This is a genomic window from Aeromonas hydrophila subsp. hydrophila ATCC 7966, assembly GCF_000014805.1.
Lineage (GTDB): Bacteria > Pseudomonadota > Gammaproteobacteria > Enterobacterales > Aeromonadaceae > Aeromonas > Aeromonas hydrophila.
On record NC_008570.1, the window covers coordinates 2,607,031 to 2,632,397 of the forward strand.

At 60.9% G+C, this 25,367-nt stretch carries 25 protein-coding genes; 6 read left to right on the plus strand and 19 right to left on the minus strand.

Going from position 1 to position 25,367, the window contains the following annotated elements; translation table 11 throughout:
• The first annotated feature begins 58 nt into the window (after positions 1 to 58).
• Complete coding sequence (gene smrB / locus AHA_RS11910; protein WP_011706199.1) at positions 59 to 583, plus strand: endonuclease SmrB; 525 nt, start codon at positions 59 to 61, stop codon at positions 581 to 583.
• 98 nt (positions 584 to 681) lie between these two features.
• On the opposite strand, the gene AHA_RS11915 is transcribed toward smrB, so the two are convergent.
• The gene (locus AHA_RS11915; protein WP_011706200.1) at positions 682 to 1,092 is read right to left on the minus strand and encodes an SRPBCC family protein; all 411 of its coding nucleotides are present in this window, start codon (positions 1,090 to 1,092) and stop codon (positions 682 to 684) included.
• Positions 1,093 to 1,313: 221 nt separating this feature from the next.
• On the opposite strand from AHA_RS11915, the gene AHA_RS11920 reads away from it, so the two are divergent.
• Positions 1,314 to 2,609, plus strand: coding sequence for a sensor domain-containing diguanylate cyclase (locus AHA_RS11920; protein WP_011706201.1), 1,296 nt, complete (start codon positions 1,314 to 1,316; stop codon positions 2,607 to 2,609).
• A gap of 53 nt (positions 2,610 to 2,662) precedes the next feature.
• On the opposite strand, the gene AHA_RS11925 is transcribed toward AHA_RS11920, so the two are convergent.
• The 5 genes from AHA_RS11925 to AHA_RS11945 all read right to left on the minus strand — a co-directional run bounded on the left by AHA_RS11925 (position 2,663) and on the right by AHA_RS11945 (position 7,707).
• Positions 2,663 to 3,292, minus strand: a complete 630-nt coding sequence (locus AHA_RS11925) for a histidine phosphatase family protein (protein WP_011706202.1) — start codon at positions 3,290 to 3,292, stop codon at positions 2,663 to 2,665.
• Positions 3,293 to 3,341: 49 nt separating this feature from the next.
• Positions 3,342 to 3,740: a GFA family protein gene (locus tag AHA_RS11930; RefSeq protein WP_011706203.1), complete on the minus strand. Its 399-nt coding sequence runs from the start codon at positions 3,738 to 3,740 to the stop codon at positions 3,342 to 3,344.
• A 136-nt stretch (positions 3,741 to 3,876) separates the two neighbouring features.
• The gene (locus AHA_RS11935; protein WP_011706204.1) at positions 3,877 to 4,257 is read right to left on the minus strand and encodes a VOC family protein; all 381 of its coding nucleotides are present in this window, start codon (positions 4,255 to 4,257) and stop codon (positions 3,877 to 3,879) included.
• A 455-nt stretch (positions 4,258 to 4,712) separates the two neighbouring features.
• Complete coding sequence (locus AHA_RS11940; protein WP_011706205.1) at positions 4,713 to 6,161, minus strand: chitinase; 1,449 nt, start codon at positions 6,159 to 6,161, stop codon at positions 4,713 to 4,715.
• Positions 6,162 to 6,477: 316 nt separating this feature from the next.
• The gene (locus AHA_RS11945) at positions 6,478 to 7,707 is read right to left on the minus strand and encodes a methyltransferase (protein WP_011706206.1); all 1,230 of its coding nucleotides are present in this window, start codon (positions 7,705 to 7,707) and stop codon (positions 6,478 to 6,480) included.
• 225 nt (positions 7,708 to 7,932) lie between these two features.
• Between AHA_RS11945 and AHA_RS11950 the strand changes: the two genes are divergently transcribed.
• Both AHA_RS11950 and AHA_RS11955 read left to right on the plus strand, forming a co-directional pair.
• A complete protein-coding gene (locus AHA_RS11950; protein ID WP_043163706.1) occupies positions 7,933 to 8,511 on the plus strand; it encodes a PhnA domain-containing protein in 579 nt (192 codons plus the stop codon).
• Between the two features lie 670 nt (positions 8,512 to 9,181).
• On the plus strand, positions 9,182 to 10,459 hold the full coding sequence (locus AHA_RS11955) for a lipase family alpha/beta hydrolase (protein ID WP_011706209.1): 1,278 nt from the start codon (positions 9,182 to 9,184) through the stop codon (positions 10,457 to 10,459).
• A gap of 72 nt (positions 10,460 to 10,531) precedes the next feature.
• Here AHA_RS11955 and AHA_RS11960 read toward each other — a convergent pair whose 3' ends face one another.
• Positions 10,532 to 11,419 carry a PhzF family phenazine biosynthesis protein gene (locus tag AHA_RS11960; RefSeq protein ID WP_011706210.1) on the minus strand — a complete coding sequence of 296 codons (888 nt, stop codon included), beginning with the start codon at positions 11,417 to 11,419 and terminating at the stop codon, positions 10,532 to 10,534.
• A 186-nt stretch (positions 11,420 to 11,605) separates the two neighbouring features.
• Here AHA_RS11960 and AHA_RS11965 point away from each other — a divergent pair, with 186 nt between their 5' ends.
• Positions 11,606 to 11,809, plus strand: coding sequence for a hypothetical protein (locus AHA_RS11965; protein ID WP_024946319.1), 204 nt, complete (start codon positions 11,606 to 11,608; stop codon positions 11,807 to 11,809).
• Positions 11,810 to 11,899: 90 nt separating this feature from the next.
• On the opposite strand, the gene AHA_RS11970 is transcribed toward AHA_RS11965, so the two are convergent.
• From AHA_RS11970 to cmoM, 12 genes are all read right to left on the minus strand, one after another.
• On the minus strand, positions 11,900 to 12,730 hold the full coding sequence (locus AHA_RS11970) for a hypothetical protein (protein WP_011706211.1): 831 nt from the start codon (positions 12,728 to 12,730) through the stop codon (positions 11,900 to 11,902).
• On the minus strand, positions 12,727 to 13,236 hold the full coding sequence (locus tag AHA_RS11975; RefSeq protein ID WP_011706212.1) for a GNAT family N-acetyltransferase: 510 nt from the start codon (positions 13,234 to 13,236) through the stop codon (positions 12,727 to 12,729). Before AHA_RS11975 ends, AHA_RS11970 begins: the two co-directional genes overlap by 4 nt.
• A gap of 52 nt (positions 13,237 to 13,288) precedes the next feature.
• A complete protein-coding gene (locus AHA_RS11980) occupies positions 13,289 to 13,774 on the minus strand; it encodes a GNAT family N-acetyltransferase (protein ID WP_011706213.1) in 486 nt (161 codons plus the stop codon).
• 67 nt (positions 13,775 to 13,841) lie between these two features.
• Entirely contained in the window at positions 13,842 to 14,453 is a 612-nt protein-coding gene (locus AHA_RS11985) for a DJ-1/PfpI family protein (RefSeq protein ID WP_011706214.1), read from the minus strand.
• 64 nt (positions 14,454 to 14,517) lie between these two features.
• Positions 14,518 to 15,018 carry a peptide deformylase gene (gene def / locus AHA_RS11990; RefSeq protein ID WP_011706215.1) on the minus strand — a complete coding sequence of 167 codons (501 nt, stop codon included), beginning with the start codon at positions 15,016 to 15,018 and terminating at the stop codon, positions 14,518 to 14,520.
• A gap of 26 nt (positions 15,019 to 15,044) precedes the next feature.
• Complete coding sequence (locus AHA_RS11995) at positions 15,045 to 15,500, minus strand: GNAT family N-acetyltransferase (RefSeq protein ID WP_011706216.1); 456 nt, start codon at positions 15,498 to 15,500, stop codon at positions 15,045 to 15,047.
• 303 nt (positions 15,501 to 15,803) lie between these two features.
• Complete coding sequence (locus AHA_RS12000; RefSeq protein ID WP_164927654.1) at positions 15,804 to 16,124, minus strand: putative quinol monooxygenase; 321 nt, start codon at positions 16,122 to 16,124, stop codon at positions 15,804 to 15,806.
• 134 nt (positions 16,125 to 16,258) lie between these two features.
• Complete coding sequence (locus AHA_RS12005; RefSeq protein ID WP_164927655.1) at positions 16,259 to 16,657, minus strand: septal ring lytic transglycosylase RlpA family protein; 399 nt, start codon at positions 16,655 to 16,657, stop codon at positions 16,259 to 16,261.
• Positions 16,658 to 16,828: 171 nt separating this feature from the next.
• Entirely contained in the window at positions 16,829 to 21,256 is a 4,428-nt protein-coding gene (mukB, locus tag AHA_RS12010) for a chromosome partition protein MukB (protein WP_011706219.1), read from the minus strand.
• A gap of 27 nt (positions 21,257 to 21,283) precedes the next feature.
• Positions 21,284 to 22,021, minus strand: a complete 738-nt coding sequence (gene mukE, locus AHA_RS12015) for a chromosome partition protein MukE (protein ID WP_011706220.1) — start codon at positions 22,019 to 22,021, stop codon at positions 21,284 to 21,286.
• Complete coding sequence (gene mukF / locus AHA_RS12020; RefSeq protein WP_011706221.1) at positions 22,002 to 23,321, minus strand: chromosome partition protein MukF; 1,320 nt, start codon at positions 23,319 to 23,321, stop codon at positions 22,002 to 22,004. Before mukF ends, mukE begins: the two co-directional genes overlap by 20 nt.
• A gap of 77 nt (positions 23,322 to 23,398) precedes the next feature.
• Positions 23,399 to 24,175: a tRNA uridine 5-oxyacetic acid(34) methyltransferase CmoM gene (cmoM, locus tag AHA_RS12025; protein ID WP_011706222.1), complete on the minus strand. Its 777-nt coding sequence runs from the start codon at positions 24,173 to 24,175 to the stop codon at positions 23,399 to 23,401.
• A gap of 299 nt (positions 24,176 to 24,474) precedes the next feature.
• Between cmoM and elyC the strand changes: the two genes are divergently transcribed.
• On the plus strand, positions 24,475 to 25,245 hold the full coding sequence (elyC, locus tag AHA_RS12030; RefSeq protein ID WP_164927796.1) for an envelope biogenesis factor ElyC: 771 nt from the start codon (positions 24,475 to 24,477) through the stop codon (positions 25,243 to 25,245).
• Positions 25,246 to 25,367 lie beyond the last annotated feature (122 nt).

Sequence of the window (25,367 nt, forward strand, 5' to 3'; positions counted from 1 at the left end):
TCCAAGTCGAGTAATATCCGGCCCGAGAATTCTATACAGCGAGCAAGACGAGTACCTGATGAAAAAAACGCCCTCACCGACAGACGAGGAAACCCAGCTGTTCCGCGATGCGATAAAAGGTACCCGGAAAATCAAGCAAGATACCATAAGGGCCGACCTGCGCCCGGTCAAGCAGAAACGCGAACTGCGTGAGAGCCGCGAAAAGCTTGGGGTTGACCACTATTTCAGCGATGAGTACCAGCCCCATCTCGAGGCCGATGGACCGACCCGTTACGTGCGCGAAGATGTGTCAAAATTCGAGCTGAAAAAGCTCAAGCGCGGCAGCTATCCGCCCGAGATCTACCTGGACCTGCACGGCATGAACCAGCAGCAGGCCAAACAGGAGCTGGCAGCCCTGCTGACCCTCTGCCAAAAAGAGAACATCCACGTCGCCTCCGTGATGCACGGCATCGGCAAACATATCCTCAAGCAGCGCATTCCGAGCTGGCTGGCCCAGCACCCCAATGTACAGGCGTTCCATCAGGCCCCCCGCGAGTGGGGCGGCGACAGCGCCATCCTGGTGCTGCTGGATATCGAGGAGTAATGCTCCCACCTGCTGGCATGCTCTGACGCACGTCCAGAGCAGCATAAAAAAACCACCGCGACCTGGCGGTGGTTTTTTTATGGGCGCAGGCGCCTCCCCTAGCCTGCCGCTTCCACATAGCGCTTGAAGTTGTCGAGGATCCCCTGCCAGCCCGCCTGCTGCTGGGCCGGGGTGTGGCTCGTCTCGGCATCGAAGGTTTCCTGCACCCAGGTGCCGCCCGGTTCGCTCGCAAACTGCACATCCACCTCGCGCCCGTCGTCCATCACGAACGAGAGGCGGGTCGGTGCCTCCACCCGGGTAAAGGTGCCGGTGAAATCAAAACCGGCGCTGCCATCCTTGGCCGCCATGTGATGGCAAAAACGCCCGCCCACCACCAAGTCGACCCGGCTGCCGGTGGTGTGCCAGTCGCTGGAGGCTGCATTCCATCTGGCGATGCAGTCCGGATCGTTCCAGGCCCACCAGACGGCCTCTATCTCCTGCTCGATATGTGCCTCGATGCTGATCTTCATGACGCGCTCCGTGCCAGTTTGCTGTGGGGTGACTGGCCAAGCCGGCCAGCTCGCTTGCGGATGCCAGCAAGTAAAGCCCAGCCGATGGCGTCGAGCCAGTCCATCTGGCGGGGCTCATCACCGCCCACCCAGTGGCAAGGCGTTGCTTCTGCCTGTGGGCCAAGGATCAAAAACGGCCGCACTATACTGAATATCAATACGTTATTCGCCATGGAGGTTGCATGTTCACACAGGGTTCCCATGCCGACATCAAGTCGTCTCTCGATGCCATCGGTGCCGCCGTTGCGGTGTTTTCCCTCGACGACGACGATCGCTTTACCCTGGTCTCCGCCAACGACACCTTTGCCCAGGCCTTCGAGCTGGACGTGCTCGGCAGCATCGGCAAGCGCCTGAACGAAATGTTTCCCCGCTACATCACCGGCAGCATAGAGCAGCCGATGCACGAGTGCGTGAGCCAGCAGACGGGGCTCGAGAGCGAGCTACCCATCGACACCCTGTCGCGTACCAGCTGGTGGCGCTTTGTCATCTCCCCCATCATTCCCGAGCAGTCTCGCATCACTCGCATCATGGTCACCGCCATCGACATCACCGCCAAAAAGCAGCTGGAGGAAGCGCTCAAGATGAGCCGCAAGCGCTTCGAGGCGGTGGTCAACTCCGCCTACGACGGCATCATCAGCGTCAACAGCGAGTCGCGCATCGAACTTATCAACACCGCTGCCTGCGAGATGTTCGGGGTGGACGAAAGCTACCTCGGCAAACGGCTGGAGACCCTGCTGCCCCAGCGCTTTCGGGCCAACCACGACGGCTACTTCAAGGCCTTCAGCAACTCCCCCATCAACTCGCGCCCCATGCATGCCCGCGCCTCCGTGATGGGGCTGCGCCGCGACGGCAGCGAATTTCCGCTGGAGGTGACCATCGCCAAGATCAACCTGGGCCAGACCACCGAGATGACCGCCATCCTGCGGGATATCTCGGAGCGGGCCCGGCTGGTGGAGGAGCTCAAGGTGGCGGCCACCACGGATCCCCTCACCGGGATCGCCAACCGGCGCCGCTTCGACGAGCTGGTCAAGCTGGAGATGCAACGCTGTCAGCGCTTCGGCCACACCATGAGCCTGCTGCTGATCGACATCGATCACTTCAAGCAGATCAACGACACCTATGGCCATCAACAAGGGGATCAGGCCATTCTCAGCCTGGTCAGACGGGTTGCCAAACAGCTGCGGGAGGTGGACATGCTGGGCCGCTGGGGCGGCGAGGAGTTCATCGTGCTGCTGCCGGAAACCTCGCTGGAGCTGGCCTGGGCCAGTGCGGAGCGGATCCGCCTCGCCGTCGAGTCACAGTTGCATCAACTCGGCGCAGGCACCGAGGTGCCGCTCACCATCAGCATCGGCATCAGTGCCAGCCTGGGCCCGCAGGATACGGTGGAACGCATGGTGCGCCGGGCCGATACCGCTCTCTATCTGGCCAAGAAACAGGGGCGCAACTGTTCAAGGAAGGCACTGCCAGACGCCCCCTGACAGGCAATACATGTCAGGCCTGAGCAAGGCTCAGCAGGCCTGGCACCTTTGGCTCAATTCAAGGCAGCGACGCCATGTTCGCTGCCCGGCCGGGCAAAGAAACCCGGCGGCCCGCCAGCGTCGCCACATGCAAGCGACACCTCCAGCACGGCCCCGTTGGCCAGCTGCCACTCGAAGAAGTCGTCAAATCCCGCCACGGTCAGCGCCCGGATCACCTTGGCCACCACGCCGTGCGCCACCAGCAACACCCGTTCCTGGCGGCCGCTCTGCGCCAGTTCCGCCAATCCCTGCCCCACCCGGGCAATGACTTCGTCCAGCGACTCGCCCCCAGGTGGCGCCTCGGCCCAGCGCCGGGTGATGTTGCGTGCCCACAGCGCAGGGTAACGCTCCCTCGCCTCTTGCTGGGTCAGTCCCTCGAACACCCCGACATGGCGCTCGCGAAAAGCGGGGGCGAGCGTCACCGGCAGCGCCAGCTCGTCCGCCACCAGGGCCGCACTTTGCCGTGCCCGCAGCAAGGGGGAGCTCAGCAGCCGCTGAAACGGAGCCTGCGCCAAGGCTAGAACCCTTGCCTGCGCGCTGATCTGGGCCACCCCGGTGTCGCTCAGACCGATATCCAGCGCCCCCTGATAGCGCTCCTCGGCATTGGCCGGGGTTTGCCCGTGGCGCATCACCACCAGTTGCATTGTCTGTTCCTTTGATTGCGGCCGATGCTCGCGCGGCCTCGCCCCGTTCTCACGGCTTGGGGGCAAACTGCTCGAACACCTGCTGACCGGTCAGGGTCGGTGTCTCGTTTTTCAGCTCGTAGAAATCGGGCTTTTCATCGATGAAGATCTGACTCGCCAGCTGGAAGGATTCGCTCTGAAACAGGCCGGCCGGCACTATGTATTCATCCGTCGGCAACAGGTGATAGAAAAGGTGGGTACCGCAGGTGGGGCAAAATCCTCGCTCAGCCCACTCCGAGGAGCGATAGGCCACCGGGGTGAGCCCGTGAAAGCGCACCTCCTTGCCGCAGTGCACCGCAAACAGGGGGCCGCCCGACCAGCGCCGACAGGTGCTGCAGTGACACAGCCCCACCTCCTTATGATCGCCGGCCGAGACCTCAATCCCGCCGCACAGACAATGTCCCTTCATCACGCCTCCTTGCCTCTTGTTGTCGCATGCCGTCGTTGACGTGATCGCGCCATCGCCGCCACTGCCGGATCAGATGAGTACCATGTTGTATCCTCGTCGGCCACCGCCCCCATCACAAAACCGGCTGCGGGATGGCTCACGAGGCCGGCAGCCAGCGCTCCTGCAATGCAATCCGGTTGCCTTCCAAGTCCTGAATCTCGGCCACCTTGATGCCCTCCCCGACCTGCGTCACCGGGTAGAGCTGCCTGGCCCCGGCCGCCTGGGCCATCGCCATCACCCGCTCAATCTCGCTGACCGCGAGATAGATCCGCGTCCCGTCGATACTGGGCACATAGCTCTCCCCTTTGGCCAAAGCGCCGGAACAACCCTCCACCCCTTCTGTCAGCGGGAACAGCGCCATCTCGTTGCCATCAATCTGGGTCAATTCAAACTCGATGCCAAACACACGGCGGTAAAATGCCGTGGCACGCGCCATATCCGTTACCGGGATTTCAAAATGCATGGCAATATTGAACATGAAGTCTCCTCTGATTTTCACTCATCGACACAGTGATACCTCATTGCGGGGTGACGGCCAATGTTTTTTAACCGCTGGATATGCCTGCTTCGATAAAGATGAATATTCTGGCGATGGGTGCCTGGCGAAAAAAAGAGGCAGCGCAATAACGGAGCGCCGTCACCAACACTGGCCATAAAAATACTATTTAAGAGCACGCACCCCAGATTTAAAACTGGGCCAGAGCGATATTTTTGACTGACTATGCCCACCCTCACCCATTGTTGTCAGATATTTTTATCACCGAGCGCGCTTATACGCTGATAAACATTCAGCTCCGCATCCTACCCCACCCAATTAGACACTGGTTTTATTTTTACAGGCCGAATATCGAAAAGGGGGACAACAATATGTCCCCCGACTTGGCAAGAGAGGTGTTATCCATTGCCGAGTTTATTGATACCAGCCGCTTTACGCTATTTCGCCGGCACCAGCACCCAGGGATCACCCTTACCCGGTTCATTGCCCTGGGTCCACCACTTGGCCTGATAGATGGCGCCCTTGTAGCTCACCTTGTTGCCCGCCGTATAGACCTTGCTGGCGCTCCAGGCGGCCACATCCCCCACGGGGGGATCGGTCGGGTCAACCGGCGCAGGATCCAGTTTGGCCACTACCCGCACCTTGGGCCAGTTGGCGTGGGAGCCGTAGAAGTTGGTCACGCACTTCTCGTAATCCCCCGGCACCAGTGCCGAGTAGGCGGTCTGGAACCCCACCAGTTCACATTCGAACGAGTAGCCGCCGGGCCGGTCCGGATAGTATTTCCAGTTGCCGTCCCAGTTGGTGTAGAGCACGTCGGTGGCGCCGTTGAGATTGAGGCTGCCATAGGGGGTCTGTTGCCAGCAGGTATTCTTCTCGTCGGCCTTGACGGGGATCTGATAGTGCTCGGCGAGCCCTTCCCAGTAGCGGATACGGTTGACCGGCTGCCCCTTGTTTTTGTTCTGCTCGCCGCACTCGATGCCACCATTGATGACGTTGATGGTGGTGCCAAAGCCATAGCCGATGCCGGCGGCGATCTCGCGCTGGGAGGGCACCCAGGTGCGATCAATCACGTGCAGCATGGCGGGTTTGGGCGCCTGCGGGGTCAGGAAGAACCAAATGGCGGAGGCGAGGTTGAGCCAGGAGTCGGCCACCAGCCCGGGGTTGCTCAGCAACACGGACCCATCGCCGTCAAACATCGCCTCGGAGAAGGCGCCGTAGTTGAAGTGATAAGAGAGCTGCTTGGCGCCGCGGCCGAAATAACCCTGCCCTGTGCTGCAGGGCCACTTCTTGTTCTGCCAGTCGTTCTGGCCGCAGCCGGTGGTGTAGCCGGTCTGCCCCTCCGACCAGCCCATCTCGCGCACGTGCACCAGCGCCTGCTGCCACTCCTCCAGCGCCAGCGGGTTGTCGGAGATATTCTCCTTGGCGATGTGACCGCCGGTTTCCTGGGCGAAATGGGCAAAGGCGGTGATGATGGATTTTTTGCAGATGGCATCGGCATCGCGGCCATCGGTATATTCGCCGCAAAAAGCCGGGAATTTCCCGACCGCCCGCAAGAAGCGCTCATAGGTATATTCCGGCGCCGCCATCTGGGTTAAATAATCCCAATCCGATTCGGTGAATACCCGCTCGACCCGTTTGACGTTATCCGGATTACTGGCAGCCCTTGGCTTGATGGCATCGACAATGGTATTGGAACGTGTCGCCAACGCCTTTGCCCAAATCCCGTACATGGGATTGGCCGTCTTGGTTTTTTCAACCGCCGCCAGATCCGGGGCGGCAATGACATACCCACCGGTATTTTGTGGGTCGGGTTGAATATTCATGGCATAACTTGGCAATGCGCAGGCAGCCGCAACCAGCCAAGCACAATGTGTAGGCTTGAACATAACAGACAGTCCTTATGTCAGAATAACGTCGGGATAAGAGTCGCCTCGAGAATAATCCTACAGGCCACTAAATTCACGATGAAAATTAAGAATGTTGCCGGAACTGTGAGCCAATTCACTCTGCCGGTTGGCGAGCATAAAATGGATTGTGAATCGATGTGATGACGAGCCTTTCGGTTATATGAAAATAAACCGAAGAAAAATGAGAAAAGAGCGGTCACGCCGCTCTTTCAACGACACGATCGCCTCAACGGGAAGTACCAAAGGGCAAACCGCACAGCGCTGCATCAGGCCCCGCCGCGACGAGGCCAGCCGCTTATCCGTGTCGTGCTCGCACCGCGCGGATCAGGATATTGCGGGGGGTCATGGGCTTGTCGCAAAACTCCCCCACTTCCACCCGGTAGCCCTGCTCTTGCAGGAAGAGGGCGCGATCCAGCACTAACCAGAGTTCCAGCGGACGACGAAACAGGTGACGCACCAGCTCCATGCGGGCGACATCGCCATAGCGCGCCTCCCCCTTTGCCAGAAACCCGGCGTAGTCGAGGCCGGCCGGCAACACCAGCTCCTTTCGCTCGGCGGCCCAGCCACAGAAATCCTCGAAGGTGCCAGTCAGCAGGCTCTTTTGCATGTTGGGCACCGGCAGATACTCGTCCACCCCGCGCACCTGGCGCTGCAGGCAGTCAAAGGCCAGCCGCCAGGCCACCTCCTGCTCACGCAGGCGGGCGATGCGGGCGCCGCCGGTGACCGTCTCCTGCAGCGGCAACTTCAGATCGCTCTTGGCAAGCCGCAGCACACTGGCCTTGGCCGGGCCGGAGAGCGGCCGGTAGTGGCTGGTGCGGATCAGGTGATAACAACAGGGGGAGAGGGTCACCCCCTCGGCACCGCGCGCCGCCACCTGTTCAATCAGATGGGTGTGCAGCTCGCCGCAGGCGTGCAGCGCCATGGCGTGATGGGCCGGTGCGATCAGCTGGGCGGTCTCATCGGCGAAAGCATCGGCACAGACAAATGCCATCCGGGCACCGTCGCGAGCGGCCAGCTGGCGCCCCTCTTCGCACAGTGGCGCCTGTAGCTCCAGGCTCAGCACCTCGGCTTGACGGTGCAGGGAGACCAGCCGCCCCAGGTGTCCCTTGCCCGCACACCACTCCAGATAGGGGCCGCGATGCACGGGCAGACAGGCAGTGAAGGCTTCAATCTGGGCCTGCTTGCGCCCCGGCATGTACATCGCCATGGTCCGCTCGCACGGGATGGGCTCGGCCGTCAGGGTCGGCAGCGCGCTCAGGGCATGCAGCGCTGAGCCCTGCGGGATCCAGGGGGCCAGCAGCTCGCACAGGGCAGGCATGTCGCCATCGAGCCGTTCAATCTCGGCCAGCGACAGGGCATTGAGCCGCTCAGCCAGTGCCGGCGCCGCCTTGGCAAAGGCCAGGTCCAGGTGGTGGTAGGGTTGGTATTGCCACCAGTGCCGGGCTTCGCTCAGCAGTCGATCCAGTTGTTGAAAACGTTGAGCCAGCACGCGCGCCCCTGTTCTGCCGTCAAAATGGAGGCTCATTCTAGCGATCCCGCGTCAAAAAGCACTCTCATCTATGCCGCACCGTTATGGCTACCCCGCAGTCCTCCTGCGCCAACAGGTCCCCTTGATGTTCCCGATGGTCGGCAGCGGGCCAGCGACCGGGCTTAGCCTGACAAAGAGCGGGGTTTTGTGGTATATTCCGCCCCTTCATTATCTTGGCCTGCCCATCGCGGGCCATTTTACCAACGTGAATGGAACCAAAACATGACCATCAATGCCATCCTGCAAGCGCGCGCGGGCGCCAAGTGTGAACTGTGCGGTGCCGAACAGGCGCTGACTGCCTTCGCGGTCCCCCACTCTCCGGCCAGCGATGATGATCACAGCGTTGCCCTGTGCGACACCTGCCGTGGCCAGCTGGAGCAGCCGGCGACCACAGTGGTCAACCACTGGCGTTGCCTGGGCGACAGCATGTGGAGCCAGGTACCTGCGGTACAGGTCATGGCGTGGCGCCAGTTGAAGAACCTATCCGCTCAAGGCGAAGTCTGGGCTCAGGACATGCTGGACATGATGTACATGGAAGACGAGACCAAGGCCTGGGCAGAAGCGGGCATGGCCAGCGACGATGACGACAGCGTGCCCACCGTTGACTCCAACGGCGCCGTATTGGTCGAAGGTGACTCGGTGACCCTGATCAAGGATCTGGACGTCAAGGGCGCGGGCTTCACCGCCAAGCGCGGCACCCTGGTGAAGGGCATCCGCCTCACCAACAACCCGCTGCACATCGAAGGCAAGGTCAACGGCGTGCAGATCGTACTGGTCGCCGCCTACCTGAAAAAGGCCTGATCACCCTCAGCCCTGCTAGCAAGAGCGCCCCACGGGGCGCTTTTTTGTGCCTGCCGATAACACTACCTCCCCCTGTTCTCGCTTAGGACCGTCGCGACACAAGGCCCTACGCCGGCATGCTGTCTGCCGTTATTTTGAGCGAAAGGTTGGTGTCATCAGCGACCCTGTGGCACTCTGGCGTTTCATGGACTGATCTACCCCCGACACCGCAAGTGTCATCACTGCAAAAGGAGCACGCCAGATGGCCAAAGTCAGCAAGAAAGAGATCAAGCAGAAGATTGCCGCCCGCCTTGAGAAAATTGCCAAGCACGAGAGCAAGATCAAGAAGCTGAAAAAAGCCCTGAAATAAGGGCCGGCAGAACAAAAAACCGCCTGATGGCGGTTTTTTTGTGGCGATATCAGTCGTAAACCCCATCCAGTGGCCATGCTTGCCATCCCCTCGCCAGTACCAATACCTCCTGCTCCAGCCACCGACCCTGTCCAATCAGATGCATAAGCGCCTCTGCCAGCGGATTGCCCTGCCCGCCGGGCAGCGTACTAGGTAGCCTTCTCGCCAAGAACCGCCGATGCGTCACTGGCAAACCCGGGACAAACGGCGCAAGCTGGTTGTCATACTGCCGCCCCGCTGCCGGGCGGGAGCCGGCCGGCGATACCTTCACAGGGGCTTTTCATGACGCAACCAACAGCACCCCAATCCGCCTCCTCCTGGCAGCTTGCGGATATTCGCGAGCTGACCCGACTGTTCATTCAGGCCCTGCCTGCGACGATACAGCTCACCGAGGCCGTCCATCAGGCGGTATTGAGCGGCATGGGCTTCAAGGGGCGGGAGGAAGGAAAGACGGCGGGGATCACCGGGCTGGTCTACAAGGGGGTACATGGCGCCGCCAGCGCGCTGGGCAGCGGTATTCATGCCCTGCTTGCCCGTCTGCCGCCAGCCCCGCCTTTGCAGCAAATTCCCGACACGCCCAGCCGCGCGGCCCTGCTCGCCACCCTCAATGGCGTGATGGGGGACAAGCTGGTCGAGAGTCACAATGCCCTGGCCACCCCCATGACCCTGCGTTATCTCGGCAGGCCCCTGAGCTGGCAGACCCTGCCGGCGCAACTGCCTCCTCGTGCACGGGTGCTACTGATGGTGCACGGGCTGTGCATGAACGATCTGCAGTGGCAGACCCGGCCTCAGGATGCGCCGGTCAATCACGGGGAGATGCTGGCCAAGGCGCTGGGTTACCTGCCCATCTATGTGCGCTACAACTCGGGCCTCTCCATCGTGCAGAACGGTCACGCACTGGCCCGTCAGCTGGAACAACTGGCGACCCACTGGCCCGGCGGCCTTGGCGAGATCAGCGTGTTGGCCTACAGCATGGGCGGGCTGGTGATCCGCAGCGCCTGTCACAGCGCCGACCTGGCCGCCCATGCCTGGCCTGCTCACCTTAAAAACCTGTTATTTCTCGGCACACCCCATCATGGCGCACCGCTCGAATCCGCCGGCCACTGGCTCGAGCAACTGCTGCCGGCGACTGCCTACAGCGAGCCGTTCGTCAGGCTGGCACAGCTGCGCAGCGTCGGCATCAAGGATCTGCGTCACGGCAAGGTGATGGACTCATCCCCTGCCCGGAATCCCCCTTCTTCCCCCTTGGCCGATCCTCGCGCGCCCTTGCCCCTGCCAAGCGGAGTGCGCTGTTTTGCCATTGCGGCCACCACGGCGGCCAAACGCAGCGTGCTGGCAGATCGGTTGATTGGTGATGGTCTGGTGCCCCTGCGCAGTGCCCTTGGCCTGCATGACGAGGCACGCCACCAGCTGGCCTTTCTCCCCGCCCATACCATGATTGCCTATCGCACCAGCCACATGGCGCTGCTCGGTAGCCCGCAGGTGGCTCGTCAACTGCTGCACTGGCTACAGAGCGATCACCAGAAGCAGAGCCCGGCTGGGGAACATAACCCGCAATAGGCCAAAGAGGCCGGTTTGCCCCGACATAAAGTAAAAAACCGCCAGCTGGCGGTTTTTTTCATTGTCTGACGATCACATCAGGCGGGCGCGGCCAAATACCCGGATTGAGCTGCCGGGCTCGGGGGGGATCTCGGCATGCAGGTGCGACGCCATCCCCATATCCTCCCCTTGAAAGAGATCGATGATGCCACCGTGGGGCCAGTGCAGATCCCGCAGGTAACCGGCAAAGGCCGCGGTGGCGGCGCCGGTAGCGGGATCCTCATACACGCCACCATAGGCAAAGGGGTTGCGGGTATGAAACAGCTGCTCGCGGGCGGCATACGCCAGCAAGATGGTCACCAGCCCCTCTTGCTGCATCAGGGTACGTCCCTCGGCCATCTGGTAGTGCATGGCCGCCAGGGCGGCGCGACTGTTGAGCGCCAGCACCAGGTGATCGGCGCCGCCATGAATGAGGGCCGGTGGAATGCGGGGATCCAGATCTGCCTGGGTATAACCAAACAGCGCCAGCGCGGCGCTCACCAGTTCGGCAGGGGCTGGCTTGCTGCCAGTGGGGGGCGATTGCAGCGCCGCCTGCCACTCCCCTTCCCCATCCAGCCAGCTCGATACCGAAATGGTGGCCTGATTGAGTTGCAGCTGATACTCGCCGGCGCCAACCCGGCGGGCCAGCGCCACCCCGAGGGCAATGGTGGCGTGCCCACAAAACGGCACCTCGGCGGCAGGAGAGAAATAGCGAACCCGCCACTGCCGCGGCCCGGCCTGCTCATCCACCGGCGTTGCTGGCGTGGGCAAGGGCGCGGCGAACGCGGTCTCCGAAAAGCCCACCTCGGCGGCGATGCGCTGCATCTCCTCGACACCGGGCAGCTGCGGCCCCAGCCAGACCCCGGCCGGATTGCCGCCCTTGGTACCGGTGGAGAAGGCGGCAATGCGCACCAACTCGGGTTCCCACTCACGCTCTGTCATCGCTCGCTCCTGACTGTCGCCGACATGATTGGCCTGCACTTGCCGCAGGCCGCTTTCCATAAGATAGCGAGCCCGCCGCGGCCGGTAAATTAAATGGTGCGCGGGTGCCGCTTGGGTGCCGCAGATCCGGGCCACAGCAGCTACGTTTGATGCGTGTCTGTATAAGGTCCTGTTGTGGAGCACCCTATGTATTCTTACACCCTCACCTTCAAGGAGGAGGTCGACAAGCTGACCGCCCCCGAACATGAAATCAGCCTGCACACTCCCGCCCAGGCCGGTGATTTCATCATCCTCTCCGATGGCAGCCGTCATCAGGTGATGTTTGTCACCCACCGTGCCCACTACAGCAGCCTCTATCTCGACAAGGGGGTACGAGTACCGCAGGGCTAGCAAAACCGTCAGCCGTTGCAGATAACTGTCGCAGACAACAAAAGCGCGGCTCTGGCCGCGCGTTGAACGTTCCGGGCAGATCAAGGGATATCAGAGCACCTTGATCACCGGCTGGTGCATGATGGCAACCTCGTTCTGATAGACCACCAACTCGCCCGGCGGCATGCCCCGTTCACCCAAAACGGTCACAACGCACTCGTAGCGGTAAGGGCCGCTGGTGAATAGATAGGTGTGGTTGCCTCCCGTGCCCTCCACCCTGACGGTGCCATTGCTGAGCACCAGGTCCGGCTTGTCGCTGAGCGCCTTGCCCTTGGCCCAGGAGGCATAGCGATAACGGCCGTCACCCAGCTCGTCGATGCGAATGGTAAATTTCTCGGTCTGCCACATCAGCTCGGAGCGCTGGTACTCCCGCAGACCGGGATAAAGATCGCTTTTCTGTTTGGCGACAAGCTCGGCCTTGCGTTTTGCAGCCTGCGCAGTCTGATGATTGATGCCGATCACCTTGCCATCAAAATCCAGCCACACCTCGCCACTGCCCAGCATGATGCCGCGCCAGCCCATGGCCTGCCAATCCTGCCCGACCCGGGAGCTGGCAATGCTGTTTAAAATGGCGTCATCAAACACCTCGTCGAAGCGGGCCACCATCTCGGACGTGCTCTTGATGACCGGGATGGGATACTCCTGCTTGAAGGGATACTTGATCTGACGGGCAAGGACCTGTGGATCCCGCCCCTTGGCGGCATCGATCACCCTCTGTACCAGAGGACGATACTCGGCGCCGAGCTGCGGCTCCTCGGCATCAACTGGCGCCATGGCCAGCAGCCAGCCCAGCAGCGACACCAGAACAAGCGACACCCAACTGCGCGCACGCCTTGACGACCGAGCGACGTTCAAGGAAACCAGCCACTGCATCTTGCTCATGCCCCCTCCTCAATCAGCTTGGCCATCACATATTCATCGACATATGCACCATCGACCCTCATCGTATTGCGTTTGACCCCTTCCACCTCGAATCCGCAGGCGCGGTATAGCGCACAAGCCCGGGCATTGTGATACATGACGCTCAACTCCATACGGGTAAAGCCATGCGCCCTGGCCCACGCCTCCAGCGCAGACATCATTTTTTTGCCAAAGCCCTGTCCAGTTGCTGAATGTTGAATGCCGATAAAGCAATACAGTACATGTTTGTTGCGATTTGCCGGTTGACCGATGCCCACAATAAAACCTGCAATCTCGTCATGCTCCGACAGTACCAGCATGACTCTGTTGTCTGCACTGACAAACGAGGCCAATATTTGAGCTTGCTCGATCTCAGTCGTGGTGCGCTCACCCGGCTCATAGAGCATAAAAGTTGTTTCATTGTCGAGTCTGTTCATCAAGGCCAGTAGGTTATCTGCATCCGATACCCGAACCTGTCTCACTTCCATCTATTTTCCCCTCCATGGGACTTTGTTTTTCCCGTTCAAATACGACTACTGATCACGCCGGATCCTGCAACCAATATTCATAGAAATCTGTCTCGGCATGCTTGGGGTTGGGCCCCCGATATTGCCACCCACTGCGCCGATAGAAACGCAGCGCCCGCGGGTTGAGACGGCTGACCGACAACACCACTCGCCGGCAACCAGCATGCCACAAGGTGTGACCGATATATTGCAGCAGCAGATCGGCCATGCCTTGACCACGCGCCTGTGGCGTCAAATAGATCAGGTATATGTAACCGGTTTCCGGTTCGGCTGAGACAGTGCAAAACTCCAGCTGCCCCACTATCTCGCCCCCCTGCCAGACATGCAGATAATGCCACTCTTTGTTGGCCAGCCTCGTCGCCATCCGCTCCCGATAGCCCGTCAGAAACTCCTCAAATCCCTCGTCGCGATGGAAGCTGCAAACATAGGCGTCCCGGCGGGCTGCCACACAAACCCCATAGTCACGCGCCAGATTTATTTTTTTGAATTCGAGGTGCATGCGCCATCCTGTTTGCTTGGGCAGACCGGCTATGGGTCCAGACAGATATAAACAGTGAGCAATGACATCAGTCGAATGACTCTTCAGCCTCTCTGATAGTGGAGGAGATCAGCTGTTCGAAGATTTCCATTTGTCCGGCAGGAATAAGCTGAGATTGCATCAATCTACGTTTTTCCGGACCAAAACACCGTTCGGCCACCCAACCAATCAAATAAACCAGTGAGAGGCAGCCGCCTGCCGTTGCAATATTTCCTTGCACGACCAGAGGAAAGTCCTGAACATCTCCCCCCATCTCCAGCAACTGGGCTTTGGCTGCAGGGTTGGTTGTTAATTTTTTCCCCTTCAGCAAGCCCAGTTCATGCAATATGAATGAACCAGCACAGATTGAGCCAATCAGCTGCCGCTGTGGGTCCAGCCGCAACGCGGACATGAACTCGTGGTCTTGCAGCGCAGCAGGGATACCACGCTGCCCGCTGGTGATCAGCACCACATCCTGATCACATGCTTCCGCCACATTTCCATCCGTCTTTACGTTGATACCAAGTGCAGAGCCATGCTCAGGCTTGGTTCCCAGTATTTTCACCGACCAGCTCTCTTTGCTTCTCCCAAGCAGGTCATACATCAAGAAAAAATCCACATCGGTGAAATCATCAAATAAAACAATACCAACCTTGTACATGGCTACCCGGCCCTCCTGTGCAGATAATCAAATGGATATGTAATGCGCCGCATGAAATATCACGTCATGTCGCCTTAAGGTGCTTTTTCACCTTCTTCAACGCCATCTTGCGCTTTAGCGGCGAGAGATAATCGATAAACACCTTGCCCTGCAGGTGATCGATCTCATGCTGCATCACGATGGCCAGAAAATCGCTGCTCTTTACCGTGATAGGCACGCCATGGCGATCCAGTGCCGACACCACCACCGAGCCGTAACGCTCTACATCGGCATAATAATCCGGCACGGACAGACACCCCTCTTGCCCAAGCGCTGGTTCAGTGCCGCTTGTCACCTGCGGATTGATCAACACCAGCGGCTGATCCCGTTTTTCTGACAGGTCGATGATGACGATGGCCTCCTTGCGCCCCACTTGCGTGGCCGCCAGACCGATACCATTGTCGGTGGCATAGAGGGTCTCCAGCATGTCATCGATCAGGCCTTGCACGGCCGCGATATCTTCAACCTGCTCGGCCTTGATGCCCAATCGCGGGTCGGGAACCGTTAAAATATCCAGCATTGCCATGAGGGCTCTCCGTCAACCATTAGTAACTACGACTCTTCTTTCGTCACCGGCCGGGACAAGGAGACGAACGCCGGCTCTTCCGCTACCACCTGATAACCGAGGCGCCGATAAAATCCTATCGCCCTCTGATTGGCGCTAAAGCTCGATAGGGTCACCCGGAGTCTCCCCTCAGATGCCGCTTCGTGATGCAGCCGCGCCATGACGGCCGAACCAAGCTGCCGACCCTGATAACGGGGGAAGATAATCAACAGATGAATGTGCAGCGCATCGTCGTATGGCTTGCAGCAGAGCAGGCCGACTCGCTCCCCCTCTGCCAGGATCCACGAAAACCAGTGCGGCTCATATTTGCTGGTCAACCGCTCACGCTGCATCTCGTCATCCCAGCCAAACACTGCCTCGACATAGGGAAAGATCCCCTCCTTGACGGCCGCAAAGCGCTGTTCAAACTCACTTGGCGCTATCCCCGCCAGTTCGATCTCCATCCCGCCTCCTCGGCTCAACCATCTTGACGGCCTGATGACCGCCTCTCGTCAGAGCACCAACCCACCATGGCGGTCATGTCGCTTGGCCCCAACATTGATTTTCATTTGGGTATCTTATCGGACAATCTGGAGATGAAAAGACGGCAGGCATAAACAGGCGGGATAAGAGCAATAAGCCCCGATCATCTCGGTAGAGGATGCAGAGACGCAGACCAGGGGGGCCATAATGGGATGTGATGGAATAGCGTCCGGGGCGACATCGGAGCATGAGTAAAAGCCGGGCCAGCCGTGGGCCCGACTAATTTAGGCGTGGCTCACCTCCTCCATAAAAATCAGCCGCAGCGGCTCTGCCAGCAGTGCCTCCGCCTCGGCGGCAAAGGCCTGGAAATAGTCCGTCTGGCAGTGGCTGTCCAGCGCAGCCTGATTGACGAACGCCTCGCGCATGTAGAAGGTGCCCGGCTCGTCCTGCAATTCAAACAGCACGTAATCCAGGTTGCCCGGCTCACGCCGCGTCGGCGCAATGAGCTTTAGCAGCTCGCGGCGCAGTGGCTCTCTCATGCCGGCGCGGGCTTTCAGCACGGCGATGGACACCCGTTTCTCTTCACTCATCTTGGTCTGCTCCATTTTCTCAAGGGTAAGCAAAGGGGCCCCAATCCGGGCGCCACCTTCGCGTCGAGCAGCAGTGTAAGAGGGGCGGCCTGGCGGGATATAGCCGGGCAGGATGGACACTCTGTTCAAGCCACTGAACGAATCAGCGACTAGAGCGCCTCTATCTTCACCTTGATAAGCCCGGCGCGAGGATTGCCGATGGTGCTGAAAGCCGCCTTGGAGAGATCGATGATGCGCCCGCGCGGGAAATTGCCCCTGTCGTTGACCCTGACCACCACGCTCTTGCCGTTGGCGAGGTTGGTGACCCGCACCATGGCGCCGAAGGGCAACTCCATGTGGGCGGCGGTGTTGGCGTGGCGCTGGTAAGGCTCGCCGCTGGCGGTGCGCTTGTTGTGGTAGCGATCGGCGTAGTAGGAAGCGAGCCCTGTCTCGCTATAGCCGCGCCAGCTGCCGCCGTGGCTCTCGTCATAGCGGCTGCTGCAGGCGGCCAGCAGCACGGTGAGCGACAGCAGCAGCCCCTTTCGCAAAAATTGCCCCTTTTCAACCATGTGCCTTGTCCTTGCTCCCCTGCGGGGTTGTCGATGCCAATGAAGCGGTAGCGGGCGTGAGCGAACCGGCGTGGTGCCGGCCTGCCATGGCCGCGCCGCTACTTTGCCACAGTTTCCAAACAAAACGGGAGGCCAAGCCTCCCGTTTTCATACCTCGTCCGTCAGCCTCTGTCAGGCGATGAGCTTGTCGTCGCTAAAGCCAAAACCGCGCAGCCCCACCACATGCACATGCTCGTGCTTGCCCTGCACCTTGCGGATGAGCTTGTAGGTGGTGCCCTTCTCGGGGCTGATGTTCTCGGGCGCGGCGATAAGCAGCTGCATATCCTGCCGCTCGCACAGCTCGAACAGGGTGGCGATGGATTTGCCATCCAGACGGGCCGCTTCGTCGAGGAACAACAGGCGGCAGGGGGCGATGTCCTTGCCGCGCAGACGGCGGGACTCCTCCTCCCAGCTGATCAGCACCATCAAGAGGATGGCCTGACCGGTACCGATCGCCTCGCCGGTGGAGAGCGCGCCGCTCTCGGCCCGCAGCCAGCCATCGGCACCGCGCTGCACCTCGATCTCCAGCTCCAGGTAGTTGCGATAGTCGAGCAGCACATCGCCCATCACCTGATAGCTGCGATCCCCCTGCTCCACTTGCGGGTTGAGACGCTGGAACAGCTTGGCCATCGCCTCGGAGAAGCTGAGCTCCTTGTCGGCGAACAGATCGTTGTGCATGGCGGTTTGATCGGCCAGCGCCGTCAGCAGACGGGTGTGGGCCTCGCGGATATTGACGTTGAGGCGCACCCCTCGCACCAGACCGAAGGCGATGTTCTGCAAGCCCTGGTTGAGCACCCGGATGCGGTTCTGCTCGCGGCGAATGATGTTGGTGATCTTGGCCGCCACCTCGTGGGAGGAGAGCGACAGATGGGTTTCCCGCTGCTTGAGCTCGTCAGCGAGACGCGCCAGCTCGATCTCCATCTCCTCGATCGCCTCGACCGGGTCATCGGAGCGGATGATGTCGTTGCGAATGCGATCTTTAAGGTAACGGTAGACCTGCACGTAGAAGGCCACCTTCTGCTCGGTGCTGCGGTTGCCCTCCGACAGTCGCAGCGCATCGCGCAGAGCTTCGTCGTGGGCCACCGCCACCCGCAGGGCGCCGAGGGCCTTGTCCGACATGGAGCGCAGCTCGTCGCTGTCAAGGTACGCCAGCTCGCGCTTATTTAAACGCTTCTCGACGTCGGTCTCCCGCGCCAGCCGCACCACCCGCGACCAGCTCGCCTTGTGGCCCACCAGGGATTTACGGGCGCCGTAGTAATCCTTGCCTTCCAGCTTGAGACGACCACCGAGGGATTCGATCTCGCGCTTGGTGACCTGCAGCTGGGCCTCGGCGCTGGTGCGACGGGAACGGGTGCGGATCAGCAGCTCTTCAATCTCTTTCTTGTGGGCGCGCGCCTTCTCTTCCATATCGTCAGAGAGGGTCAGCCCCATGGCCGCCAGCTCCTGCTCGAACTCGGTCAGGGTCTGGCGTTTGGCCTCGACGCTGGAGTTGAGGGCGGTGCGCAGTTGCAACGCCTCGGTGTGGCGCTGGGCAATCTGCTTGTGCTGCTCGCCAGCGGTGCGGGCCGCCAACTCGGCCGCCTTGAGCTTCTCTTTGAGCCGCTCGCTCATCTCGGAGGCTTTGCCCAGCAGGTCTTGCGCATCCTGATAGGCAAAGTGCGGCAGACGGGCCACCAGCTGATCGAGGGCGTAGCAACGGCGCTTCTGCTCGGCCAGCAGGTCGCTCACCTCATCGTAAGCTGCCTGCAGCGCGGCCAGATCCTGCGGATCCTGGCGCAGCACCTGCACCATGGTTTCCAGTTTTTCCAGCGCCTTGCCGTGCTTGGCGATAAAGGCTTCGGCCTGTTTCAGCGCTTCCACATCGGCGTGGGCCGCCTCGAGGCGGGCTGCCAGGTCTGTCTCGGCAAACAGGTGGGCACAGGGCAGCATCCCCTGCACCAGCTGGATATGGCGGGTCAGCTGGGCGGCAGCCGCTTTGGCATCACTCAGCTGCTTGTCACACTCGGCTATGGTTTCTTGCAGCTTACGCTGCTCGTGCTGCTTGGCCTGCACTTCGGCTTCGGGGTCAGGGCGGAAGGCGATATCCAGATGCTGGCCGATAAAGTCGCGGAAGTGACCGTAGAGACGGTGGTACTTCTGCTGCTCAAACGCGGCCTTGGCGTAACCCTCGATGAGCCCTTCGCGCTCAAGGTCGAGCTGCTCGATCCGTTTTTCCCGGGCGGCACGGCCAAACAGCGGCAGCTCGGGGTAGCGAGAGAAGCGTACCTGACGCTTGCTGGTGCGCACCAGCACGGCATCGCCCAGCTCGTCCGCTTCCACCAGATCCTCGTCAAAAGAGTCGGGGTTGCCCTGAATGAGGTAGATATCCTCCGGGCAATCTTCCAGCTTTTTCAGCCGCTCGATGGCGCCTTCGAGGTCGAGCACCACCAGGGCGCCGCGAGCCGGGCCATAGAGCGCCGAGTAGTAAGGGGCATCGTCGATGGAGATGTCGTCGTAGACATCGGAGAGCAGCACGCCCCCCACCTGCTCGGCGATGCGGGCAAGGCGCGGATCCGCCTCGCCGGCCCCCAGCTGCAGGTTGCGAATTTGCAGCTCCAGCGCCTGTTTCTGCGCCGCGATGCGGTTGCTCTCCTGCTCGAACTCCCGCTCCTTGTCGAGCACGCTCTGCATGCCGGAAGAAAGTTCTTCGGCGGTGGTGAGCGGCAGACCGCTCTGCTCGCGCAGCTGCTCGAGCTTTTCAAAGGATTTGAGCCAGCGCGGGGCCAGCTTGGTCAGCTCGCTGATATCGCGGCCGAGCTGGGTGCCCTGATGCTCGAGGCTGGCGCGGCGCTGGTTCACCTCCGCCTGTTGCTCGGAAAGCTCCTCCTGACGGGTGCGCTGGGCTTCGAGGAAGATCTCCAGCTCGTCCTGGCTGGCGATAAGCTGGCCAGAGGCCTGCTGCAGCTCGTCACGCAAGCGCAGCAGCGCCTGCTGGCTTTCGCTCTCTTTCTCCAGGCGAGCCAGCGCGGCGCGCAGCCCCTGCCCCTGGGCGATGCGGGCCTTGTCTTCGATGTGACGCTTGAGCAGTGCCTGCGCGGTGGGCCAGGCGGCCTCACGCACTGTCTCGGGGGCGATGCTCAAAAGCAGCGCCAGCGCCGCTTCGTGCTCGGCCACCGCCGCCTTGGCCAGCGCCAGCTGTTGCTCGGCCCCCAGCACCCGGCTGGTGAGACTCTGCTCGGCGGCGCGGAACTGGTGCAGGGTGTCGCTCGCCTGTTCGGCGCCGAGCCCCGGCAGCTCACACTGCTCGCGGGCAGTCTCCAGCGCCTGCACCGCCTGACGGTACTGGATGGCACGGGTCTGTTGGATATCCAGCGCCTGCTGGTAATCGGCCAGCTGGGTCTTGAGGCTGTCTACCTCTGCTTGGGCCAGCTCTTTGCGCTCTTCCACCTCCAGCAACTGGCCGTGGATCTCCTCCACGATCGCCTGCTGCTGCTCCAGCTTGTCGACCAGCTCCGCCAGATCGGCGCGGTACATCTCGATCTTCTTCTGCAAGCTGACGGCGGCCATCACCTTGGCCAGATGCTCGGCGGCAGACTCCAGCTCGTCGGTCAGCAATTTCTCGCGGTTGGTGAGCTGCTCCACCTCGTCGGCCAGATAAATGGCGCGCTGTTTCTCCTCGGCCAGTAGGCGACGCTTGCCTGCCAGCTCCTGGCGGGCCTTGAGGGCCAGCTCGGAGAGGCGATTCTTCTCGGCGGCGTTGCGCACATAGTCGGCCGCCACATAGTGGGTGGTCTCGGTAATGAGGTTCTTGAACAGATCCCGCTGACCTTGCGTCTCCTTGATCGCCTCCAGGGTGCGGCGGTTCTCGTAGATGGCCGCCTCCATGTCCTGGAACGCCTTGCGCACCCCGGAGTTCTCCGGCAGCAGGTATTCGCGCAAGGAGCGGCTGATAGACGAAGAGATGCCGCCGTAGAGGGAGGCTTCGATCAGGCGGTAGAACTTGCCGCGATCCTTTTGATCACGCAGCTTCTTCGGGGTGATGCCGAACTCGAACATGAAGTTGTGATAGTCGGTCACCGTATTGAACTTGGCGACTTTCAGCGCCCCCAGCTCCGCGGCGGCCCCTTTCAGATCGGCGAAGGCACGTACCCGCCCCTTGCCGTCATCGAGCTTCTCCAGCAGCAGATCGGTGGGTTGCAACTGCTCCGGCACATCTACCAGCGCGAACGGGGTGATGTTGACCTTGTTGTCACGGTTGGCCACCTGCTCGAGGTGAACGCCGACCCAGATCCGTTGCTCGCGGCTGTTCATTACTTCCAAAAGGGAGTAGCAGTGGCCGCGCTGCAGCTTGCCGTAGAGCCCCTTGTCGCGAGACGCGCTGCTGGAGCCCGCTTCCGTGGTATTGCGGAAATGGAGCAGCGACTGGTCGGGAATGAGCGCCGCGATAAAGGCCGCCATGGTGGTGGACTTGCCCGCGCCGTTGCCGCCGGACAGGGTAGTGACCAGCTGGTCGAGATCGAAGGTGCGGGCGAAGAAGCCGTTCCAGTTGACCATGGTCAGGGATTTGAATTTGCCTCTCACGACTTTGCCTCCATCTGGGCCTTGGATTTAACGCTGCAGGTCATCTTCCACCTCCAGTTCAAGCTGCTCTTCATCGAGATCCGCCTCGATATCCTCAAACAGCGAGTCGCTGCTCGGCATTTCGTCGTCGTGGAAGATGGCCTCGCCCTCCTGGATCATCCGCAGCTGGACGGCGCGCGGATCCTCATCGGAGCGCACGTCGGCGGCAAAGCGGAACACCGACTCGTTGACTCGGAATTTATCGCTGTTGCCGAGGGCGGTGATCATGCCAAGGCGGCGCAGACGGCGCATGGAGGTACGGATCTTCTCCAAGAGCTTTTTCTTGTCGAGATCGGTGCCGCCGGAGCGGCTGTTGACCATCCGCAGCAGCTGCTTCTCGTCGGCCAGGCTCAGCACCTCTTCTTGCAGTTCGCCCATGGCGAACACCCCTTCCGAGGCGAGCCGATCCGGGCTCAGGTAGAGGTAACAGAGTACCTTGCCCACCAGCATGTCGAGCTCGGAGAGGACGGTGGTGCCGATGTCGGCGCTCGGGCGCGGGCGCAGATAGAAGAAGCCTTCCGGCGCCTTGATCAGTTCAACCTGATAGCGGCCGTAGAAGATCTCCAGCTCCTGGTGGTACTCCACCAGCGCCGAGTGCTGTTCGAACTCGTCGGCACTGATGTGGCGGCCGGAGCGCAAGGCGGTGTCAATGCGCGGAAACAAGGGGTTGGCAATCGCCTCTGCGAGCCGCAGCGGCAAGGGAAACTCAGTATTGATCAATGACATAGGCCTGAACCTTGGATCCAGCTTGGTTAATGGGTTTCCATGCAGGCTGACGATGCAGCTGGTGCTCGCCGCTGGCATGGCCCAGGCGCACGGCCTGGTCGATCAGAAGACGCGCCACGTCGAAATGGGCATGGGCCGGGTAGTCCAGCAGGTACTCGCGCAGCACATCGGCGAGATCCAGCTGCTGGCCCTGCTCCGGGTAGCGGGCCAGGTAGCGCTCGATGCGCTCGGCCAGCTCCTGGTTGATGTCCACCATCTCCATGTACTCCATCTCGAGGGGCACCTCGCCGGTCACCTCCTCGTCGTGGATGGCGATGGTCTCGTCGCGCAGCTCCAGCAGACGCGGCTCTTCGGCCACCCGCAGCAACCAGTTGTGTTGCTCGAAATTGCGGATGGAGTCGCGCAGCCGCTGGCTGAAAGCGCGGTTCTTGTCCATGTCGATGGCGTTGCGGATGAACTTGTGAACGTGCCTGTCATAGCGGGCCCACAGCTCGATACACTGCTGGCCCCAGCTGGTGATGACATCCAGCCGCCCCTGCAGGGCGTGGGTCAGCTCCTCGACGTGGAACAGATCGTCACGCCCTTGCGCCGCTTCCTGAATGTTGAGCAGCCCCGCCTGCAGGCGGTGGCCGGCGGCATCCAGGGTATCTTGTAGTTCGCGCAGGGTCTGGCCGGTCTCGTGCAGCAGTTTTTCGCAGCTGTGGATGGCATCGACCCAGTTCTGGGTCAGCAGGGCCGCGATCTCGTTTTTGACCTGATTTTGCTGCTCATCCATGGCGCGCTGAGTAAGATCGATGCGCCCCAGGGTCTCTTCCAGCGAGAAGGTGAGCCGTGGCAGCACCTCGGCATCCCACTGCTCGCGGGTGTTGGTCTCGAGCGCCGCCTTGCGGGCGGTGTCGAGCTCGGCCGCCAGGTGTTCGAGCAGGATGGAGAGCTTGATGGAGTCAACCTGGCGCTGATCCATGAAGAAATCGACGATGCTCATGCCAAGGCGCGACAGGCGATAGAGGCTCTCCCCCGCCACCATGTCGGTGTTGAAGCGCGACAGCAGCTGCTGACGAATGAGATCGTTGATGGCGTTGTTGGCACGACCGGTGAGGGTCTCGTCCATCTGGCCGAAGGCGTTGCTGACGTAGCCAAAGGCATCGTGCAGCGCCGCTTCAGACAGATCCGATTCATCTTCGGACAGCGTCTTGATTGCAATCAGAAAGGCCAGCCGATCGGTGGGCAGGCTCAGCGCCAACCCCTCCTGCCTGACCCATCCCACCATTTCGGGCAGGGTACGGGATGTACTCATCATGATGTTGTCATCTCGTTGTTGTATTGGGCGCAAAGCCTTGCGCGCGGCTACATCCGGTAGCATCAAAAAAGGTGGCCTCAACCGGTGGTTTTTTGCGCCATCACGTGGATATAGCGCCCCAGGGAGATAAACGGCTCCTGCCGGCAATATTGCAGCTCCATGGCCAGCAGATCCTCGAACTTTTCCCGCTGATCCTGCTTGTGGCGCATGTAGTCGTGGATCACCCGCACCCCGGTCTTGCCGATGATCTTGAGCCCGCCCCGGCCAATCCAGTCGTAGACCTGCTCCGGCAGCTGGGGATTGGTGGGGGTCAGCGCAGTCTGGCGCTTCTTGTTGAGCCCCTGGCGCACATAGTCAAAATTGCCCACCACCAGGCTCTGGAACAGCAGACCGTGACGGTTGTAAAAAAGCAGCGACAGTATGCCCCCGGCATTGACGAAAGGGAACAGACCGAGCAAGGTCTGGCGCGGCTCGGCGAGCCACTCCAGCACCGCGTGACAGAGCACCAGATCGAAGGTGCCGGTCACGTGTGCTTTAAGATCCTGAATGGGGCAATGGATGAGACGAATTCTGTCTTCCAGCCCCTTCTCGGCGATCTGGCTGCGGGCCAATGCCAGCATTTCCGCCGACAGATCGCACAGCTCCACCTGATGGCCCATGGCCGCCAGCTTCTGGGCGAAATAGCCAAAGCCGCCCCCCGCATCCAGGATGCGCAGCGGCCGGTTGCCAAGGCGGGCCAGGCAGGCTTCGATGTCGCTCCACACCACTGTGGTGCGGATGCGCCCCTTGGTGGAGTCATAAATGTTGCGAGCGAACTTGTCGGCGCGCCCGTCAAAACTCTGATCTTGCTTCAAGACGAACTCAACTCTGTGGCCACGGGAAACGGGCCTGACGAAAAAGAGGGTATTCTGTCACATCCCGAATTTGCTGAAAACTCAAGGCGCAGCTCCCTCCCCCAGGTGATGGAAAAAACATCGTTTGGCGCCCATTTTGCACCCGTTTCGCGCTTTTCGGGGTTGTGCAGGCAGGCACTGCACAACCTGTGCGCCTTGATGGCGCCATGCTGCCTTGGGAAGAGGCGCCTATACAAGGGCGCCAAAATCCTTAATAATTTTTTAATGCATTGTTATATAAGGAATAACAAGTGGACGCCCTGTTTGACCTCAAAAAGTGGCTGGGCCAGCTGCTGATGCCGCTCCCCTTCTCCCTCAGCCTGCTGTTGCTGGCGCTCTTGCTGCTCTGGTTCACCCGTTTCCAGAAGACCGGCAAGCTGCTGGCGACCCTCTCGCTGCTGCTGGTCACCCTGATGGGGATGCGACCGGTGAGCTACGAGCTGGCCCGCGGGCTGGAGCAGACCTTTCCCCCCTTCGAAGTGAGCCAGCATCCCGACATCGAGGCCATCGTGGTGCTCGGCAACGGCCATGTCAGCGACCCGGCGGTGCCCGAGCGATCCTGGCAGAACAATATTGCGCTGGCCCGCACCCTCGAGGGGGTACGGCTGGCCCAGGCTTATCCGCAGGCGGAGCTCATCTTCTCCGGTTATGTGTCCGGGGATCCCCTGTCGAACGCCGAGGTCAACGCCCGCATGGCGGTGAGTCTCGGCATTCCCCGCTCGCGGATGACGTTGTTTGAAAACAACAAAGACACCCACGACGAGGCGGTCAGCATCAGCCGGCATCTCAAGGGCAAGCGGGTGGCGCTGGTGAGCTCGGCAACCCATCTGCCGCGGGCCATGGCGCTCTATCAGGGTCAGGGACTGAACGCCGTGCCCGCCCCCACCAACTACACCGCCAAGCAGAGTCAGGTGGCCCAGCCCCTCTACAGCTACCTGCCAAAAGGGCGCTATCTGATGTATTCCGAGGCTGCCATTCACGAATGGATTGGGGTATGGTGGGCCCGTTTGCGGGGGCAGGTTAACGATTGAGCAATCGAGCCTTTCATTCCTGATTTGGATCAGGAAAGCGAAAAAAAATTACGTCATTTGCCGCCGGGTCAGCTATCTTGGGCTCGGTTCAATTCATATAATGTCGCGCAATCAAATGCCTA

Coding starts and splice junctions, on each gene's coding strand:
- AHA_RS11970 (WP_011706211.1), bottom strand. CDS start 12,730: ATGAGCAAGATGCAGTGGCTGGTTTCCTTGAACGTCGCTCGGTCGTCA.
- AHA_RS11960 (WP_011706210.1), bottom strand. CDS start 11,419: ATGACAGAGCGTGAGTGGGAACCCGAGTTGGTGCGCATTGCCGCCTTC.
- AHA_RS11995 (WP_011706216.1), bottom strand. CDS start 15,500: ATGGAGATCGAACTGGCGGGGATAGCGCCAAGTGAGTTTGAACAGCGC.
- AHA_RS11965 (WP_024946319.1), top strand. CDS start 11,606: ATGTATTCTTACACCCTCACCTTCAAGGAGGAGGTCGACAAGCTGACC.
- AHA_RS11940 (WP_011706205.1), bottom strand. CDS start 6,161: ATGTTCAAGCCTACACATTGTGCTTGGCTGGTTGCGGCTGCCTGCGCA.
- AHA_RS11975 (WP_011706212.1), bottom strand. CDS start 13,236: ATGGAAGTGAGACAGGTTCGGGTATCGGATGCAGATAACCTACTGGCC.
- AHA_RS11985 (WP_011706214.1), bottom strand. CDS start 14,453: ATGTACAAGGTTGGTATTGTTTTATTTGATGATTTCACCGATGTGGAT.
- mukE (WP_011706220.1), bottom strand. CDS start 22,021: ATGTCATTGATCAATACTGAGTTTCCCTTGCCGCTGCGGCTCGCAGAG.
- AHA_RS11915 (WP_011706200.1), bottom strand. CDS start 1,092: ATGAAGATCAGCATCGAGGCACATATCGAGCAGGAGATAGAGGCCGTC.
- AHA_RS12000 (WP_164927654.1), bottom strand. CDS start 16,124: ATGGAGCAGACCAAGATGAGTGAAGAGAAACGGGTGTCCATCGCCGTG.
- AHA_RS11950 (WP_043163706.1), top strand. CDS start 7,933: ATGACCATCAATGCCATCCTGCAAGCGCGCGCGGGCGCCAAGTGTGAA.
- AHA_RS11945 (WP_011706206.1), bottom strand. CDS start 7,707: ATGAGCCTCCATTTTGACGGCAGAACAGGGGCGCGCGTGCTGGCTCAA.
- mukF (WP_011706221.1), bottom strand. CDS start 23,321: ATGATGAGTACATCCCGTACCCTGCCCGAAATGGTGGGATGGGTCAGG.
- AHA_RS11920 (WP_011706201.1), top strand. CDS start 1,314: ATGTTCACACAGGGTTCCCATGCCGACATCAAGTCGTCTCTCGATGCC.
- AHA_RS11955 (WP_011706209.1), top strand. CDS start 9,182: ATGACGCAACCAACAGCACCCCAATCCGCCTCCTCCTGGCAGCTTGCG.
- AHA_RS12005 (WP_164927655.1), bottom strand. CDS start 16,657: ATGGTTGAAAAGGGGCAATTTTTGCGAAAGGGGCTGCTGCTGTCGCTC.
- AHA_RS11980 (WP_011706213.1), bottom strand. CDS start 13,774: ATGCACCTCGAATTCAAAAAAATAAATCTGGCGCGTGACTATGGGGTT.
- AHA_RS11925 (WP_011706202.1), bottom strand. CDS start 3,292: ATGCAACTGGTGGTGATGCGCCACGGGCAAACCCCGGCCAATGCCGAG.
- AHA_RS11930 (WP_011706203.1), bottom strand. CDS start 3,740: ATGAAGGGACATTGTCTGTGCGGCGGGATTGAGGTCTCGGCCGGCGAT.
- smrB (WP_011706199.1), top strand. CDS start 59: ATGAAAAAAACGCCCTCACCGACAGACGAGGAAACCCAGCTGTTCCGC.
- AHA_RS11935 (WP_011706204.1), bottom strand. CDS start 4,257: ATGTTCAATATTGCCATGCATTTTGAAATCCCGGTAACGGATATGGCG.
- def (WP_011706215.1), bottom strand. CDS start 15,018: ATGGCAATGCTGGATATTTTAACGGTTCCCGACCCGCGATTGGGCATC.